Source organism: Ramlibacter sp. (genome assembly GCF_035706265.1).
Lineage (GTDB): Bacteria > Pseudomonadota > Gammaproteobacteria > Burkholderiales > Burkholderiaceae_C > Ramlibacter.
Map to the genome: position 1 here is coordinate 1 of NZ_DASSVG010000029.1, position 2579 is coordinate 2579.

The 2579-nt window shown below is 69.3% G+C and carries 3 protein-coding genes; 1 reads left to right on the forward strand and 2 read right to left on the reverse strand.

Features of this window, described 5'->3' with window-relative positions; genetic code table 11:
• Positions 1–400 (forward strand): PQQ-dependent sugar dehydrogenase (locus VFM98_RS01000; RefSeq protein WP_325108018.1); only part of this gene is annotated, 400 nt, incomplete at its 5' end.
• Between the two features lie 67 nt (positions 401–467).
• Here VFM98_RS01000 and VFM98_RS01005 read toward each other — a convergent pair.
• Entirely contained in the window at positions 468–1592 is a 1125-nt protein-coding gene (locus tag VFM98_RS01005) for a hypothetical protein (RefSeq protein WP_325108019.1), read from the reverse strand.
• 98 nt (positions 1593–1690) lie between these two features.
• A complete protein-coding gene (locus VFM98_RS01010) occupies positions 1691–2506 on the reverse strand; it encodes a hypothetical protein (protein ID WP_325108021.1) in 816 nt (271 codons plus the stop codon).
• Positions 2507–2579: the final 73 nt, after the last annotated feature.

Sequence of the window (2579 nt, forward strand, 5' to 3'; positions counted from 1 at the left end):
GGATCGCTTCGAAGAGGTGGACTGGATCGAGCGCGGGGACAACCAGGGCTGGAACGTGCGCGAGGCCGCGCACTGCTTCGCGCCGCCCGAGGGTTGCGCCGACAGCGGCATGATCGATCCCATCTTCGAGTACGGGCGTGACGCCGGCAACAGCATCACCGGCGGCCAGGTGTACCTCGGCCAGCGCATCCCGCGCCTGCGCGACAAGTACGTGTTCGGTGACTACCAATCCGGGCGCCTGTGGGCGCTGCAGCTGCCCGAGCAGCGCGGCGAGCGCGGGCAGGCCGAATACCTCGGTCGTTTCCAGCACGCCTTCTCGGCCTTCGCTCGCGACGCGAGCGGCGAGCTGTACGCGCTCGACCATACGCGCGGGTTGATCCTGCGCATCGACCCGATCTGAGACACAAAAGAAAGACGGAGAGCCCGGGCTTTACGCAGCGCCCGAGCTCTCCATCCGAAGTCGACGATCAGCCGCCCGCGTCGGCGCCCGCGTCCGTCACCGGAGGTGGAGGAACGCGGCAGGACAGCGGCCCCATGCCACCGTTCGGAGGCGCTGAGCACAGCGTGCCGGCGGCGGCCGCGCAGTCTGCGTCGCTGGCGCAGAGCAGCCGCGAGTTATTGGGGCACGCGCCGTTGTTCGCCGCCAGGCAGGTCGGGTTGTTGCCCGCCTGACCGCCCACGCAGCACACCTGGCCCTCGGCGCAGCTGGTCGTGGTGCACGGTGGAGGCGTGCACACCAGGTTGGCGTTGCCGCCGCCGCCACCACCGCCGCCGAAGAGCGGCGCGCAAGTGTTGCCCGCGGGACAGTCCGCGTCCGTGGTGCAGACCTGGCGCTGGTTGTTCGGACACAGACCGTCGCCGCCGGGAGCGACACACGCCGGCTGCCCGCCGCCGAAGCCGCCACCGCCGCCGCCGGCGCGACAGCACAGCTGACCACCGGTGCAGCTCGTGGCCGTGCACGCGACCGGGCCGCAGGTGCCGTTGCCGTTGCACTGATTGCCCGCGCCGCACTCGGCATCGGTCAGGCACACCTGCACCGAGCCCATCGCGCAGGACGCCGCACAGCTCGTGGACTGCGCGCCGCCGCCCATGCCGCCACCACCGCCGGTGCGACAGCAAACCTCGCCGGAGCCGCAGCTCGCCTGGCCGGAGCAGGAGGTCGTCTGCGCCGTGCCTGCCGGACACGCCGCCGCGTTCGGCGCGCAGCTGAAGGTCGCGGCCATGCCCATTCCGCCCGCGCTCGAGCAACAGGTCAGGTTGGGCGCGATACAGTAATTGCCCTGCCCGCCGCACTGCACGGCGCCGCTCGCCACCAGCTTGACCGGCATCGACTGATCGCGGTTGGGATCGAGCGCGATGTTGTTCGGATTGCCCTCGTTGTTCGGCGTGGCGCTGACGGAGCTGCCACCGCCGGTCGAGCTGCCGTTGCCGTTCGATCCGGAACTGGAGCTGCCCGGATTGTTGGTAGCCACGCCCGTCTCGGGCGTATCAGACGATGAATCACCGCAGCCGATGACGTTGTTCCCGACCAGCAGCGCCAGTGCGACGAACACGCCGACCGAGAGCTGCGACTTGGCAACTGAGCGTTTCATTCTCGAAGACCTCCCGGCGCGATGTCTATCGCAGACGAAGCGCCAAGGTAATACCCCAGTTGCTCCGTCTGCGATCTGCTGCACCAGAAGTTCAGTGCTCAGCGGTTGTTGTCGTCGCCAGCGCCGTCGTCCTGCGCGTCATCGCCCTGATTTCGAGCGTTGCGGGGATCGATCGGAGGCTTTGCCGTCATACGTGCGCCGGCGCCGAAGCCCTGCATGGCGGGCTCATGCGGACCCTGGAACGCGCCGCCGAAGTGGCCTGCATCCGCGTCAGCGCCGCGCCCTCCGAACCTGCCCAGGCCACCGAAGCGACCCGCGCCCGCGTCGCCGCCGCCGAAGTGGCCGCCTCCGTGGCAGCAACCCACGAAGTCCGTCGCGTCCGCGTCGCAGCTGTTGGCGCCTGCATCGCCGTCATCGCGTCCCCCGCGACCGAACGGTCCGCGCGGCAAGCAACTCTCCGCGCGCGCGGCGCACGACAGCGTCTGACCGCGGCGCGCGTCGTGATCCCTGCCTGCGGGATTGCAGGCAGCGCGCTGCGCGGCGCAATCCGCGGGGTTGGCGGCGCTGGCCTCACACTGCGCCACGCCCTCCAGACACTGCTCGAAGGCATCGCGCGCTTCCTGCAGCTGCTGCGCCAGCTCCTCACAGTGATCGCCGAGCTTCTGGCACAGCTCTTCTCCCCTGCCTGCGTCGCCCGCGAACGACTGGCACTTCTTGACCAGATCATCGCAGCTGGCCACCACGTCTGCGTCATCCCTACGCAGCTTCTGGATAGCCTCCTCCGCGCTGCCCACGGTGCTACCGGACGTGGCGCGATCGGACGACTTGGACGGTGCAGACGAGCCACACGCGATCAGCGACGTGCCACCCGCCGCGATCAAACACAGCGCAGTCAGAGACGTGATTTTCTTCATGTGACGCTCCCGTTTCCTTTCAGGCCCTTCACGCACCAATAGAGAAGGGCTCCCGGAGAACGGGTCAGCGGGG

What these genes read in the sequence shown, in the direction of transcription:
- VFM98_RS01005 (WP_325108019.1), bottom strand. Translation starts at nt 1,592, where the DNA reads ATGAAACGCTCAGTTGCCAAGTCGCAGCTCTCGGTCGGCGTGTTCGTC.
- VFM98_RS01010 (WP_325108021.1), bottom strand. Translation starts at nt 2,506, where the DNA reads ATGAAGAAAATCACGTCTCTGACTGCGCTGTGTTTGATCGCGGCGGGT.